The organism is Geobacillus sp. LYN3, assembly GCF_003064505.1.
In the GTDB taxonomy this organism is placed as follows: domain Bacteria; phylum Bacillota; class Bacilli; order Bacillales; family Anoxybacillaceae; genus Parageobacillus_B; species Parageobacillus_B toebii.
Map to the genome: position 1 here is coordinate 1 of NZ_QCWL01000045.1, position 1,669 is coordinate 1,669.

General features: G+C 37.3%; 2 protein-coding genes. Both read left to right on the forward strand.

The window, feature by feature from the left end; genetic code table 11:
• The first annotated feature begins 152 nt into the window (after window positions 1-152).
• Window positions 153-518 (forward strand): hypothetical protein, encoded by a 366-nt coding sequence (locus DCC82_RS16900; protein WP_033023315.1) that lies wholly within the window; start codon window positions 153-155, stop codon window positions 516-518.
• Window position 519: 1 nt separating this feature from the next.
• Window positions 520-900: a hypothetical protein gene (locus DCC82_RS16905; RefSeq protein ID WP_097355127.1), complete on the forward strand. Its 381-nt coding sequence runs from the start codon at window positions 520-522 to the stop codon at window positions 898-900.
• Window positions 901-1,669: the final 769 nt, after the last annotated feature.

The following is a 1,669-nucleotide window of genomic DNA, read 5'->3' on the forward strand; positions in this document are numbered from 1 at the left end:
GCATTTTTTGTACCCTCTATGCACACCTACCTTAAATGATCAAGTACAACTTGTGGTGAAGAGCCAATTTATTCTAAAAAAAGAGTTGACATATGTTTTTTTTTTTTTTTTATGATTATTTTGTCAATTAATTTTTCGCTAGGAGGGATACGATGAACAAAATCCAAAAAGTCGCGCATTGGGTAGTCAGTTCTATAGCGGACGATTTGAGGAGTAATACGATTTCTAACATTGTTGGGATGGCGACGGGTGGAATAGGCAATGGAGTGAGAGCGTATAAAGCTGCAACTACAGGATTTACTATGTTAGAAAGAAAAGTGGCGTCCGAAACTGCAAAAGGGGCCGCCAAGGGAGCGGTAGCGGGATATTTCGCAGGAAGTTATGTAATCGGGAGCATGAACAAAGTCGCTGCAGTAGAAAAATGGTTTGACAGCACAAAAGTAGGGAAGGCAATTGACAACGGCATAACGAAGGTTGAAAATAAACTTCATAAGTTAATTGGCGGTGGTCGTTATTAAGTTGTGTAGTGTAAATAGCTGTGCCGAGCTTGATAGTGATCGCAATCCTTTAGATATTAAAAAAGTCTTCACGCCACTTGATAAATATTGTATTGTTCATTGCGTTGTTTCAAATGTGCAAAAAACAGATAAATTTGTCGAAATGATATGGCATCACCCGTATGGAGAAGCGATTTTTGGAGTGAAGATAGAACTTGATCAGAAAAAAGCTATACAAAAAGTATTTTCCATTGTACATTTTTCTTTTTTTCTTCATTTAGAAAAACCAGATGGTATTTGGGCAGTTCATATTATGCCCTTTGGCTTCAAGTGGGATTTAGAGATAAGGACGTTTGGTTTCCGAGATAATGGTACGTTATCCACTTATGATTTTAAAGTTTGAACGAGAAGGTTAACTACCACAATATACCGGTGTTTTGTATAGGTTTGTATCCAAAATGATCGCTACTTATGACGTGAGAAGGGACAAGTTTTGACGCAGCTAAATCCAAACTTTTCGTGGAGAGCTAAAGAGGAAGTAGTTATGAAAAAAAATTACATTGCATTCTTTGCATTTCTTGTGTGTCTTTTGTATATGAGTTGGTTGAAAGAAGGATGGGAAGGCGTTCCCCTTCTTTTTTTGAAAGGCGTTGTTATTTTTATAACGATCTATATTGTGGTGTTTGTGATTGTCTGGTCGACTATGAAGTTAGTTGGTTTTTTTAAAAGACGTCTATAGTGATTGATTATGTAAATTGAGTATTTACAATATTCTGTCCATCCCGTCTGGGGTGGTTTTTTAATATATAGTGCAATGAAATCGTTTAACATATCCTTGACGGAGAGGCAACTTAATTTATGTAGAATCAACTTCTTTTTTGCACCAATGCCACCAATTTGCGCGCGAAAGTCGTTTTTCACGTCCTTCTATGATGTTGTGAAAAACTGCCTCCTCATCGTTTTGGATCCGCTCCTGTTGTTTTGGGCGAATGGAATTATGTTATTATTTTTTGATAATAGAGACGGTTGTCGCTGATTGTCGAAGCAGGTGGAAAATGTCCGTTCTCCTTATATTGACAGCGCCACAATCTATATACTATCTGTAGATGAGCAAATTCACTGACATAAATTGACAACTAAACAAAAAAGGAGACATGAACCGGACTCCTTGG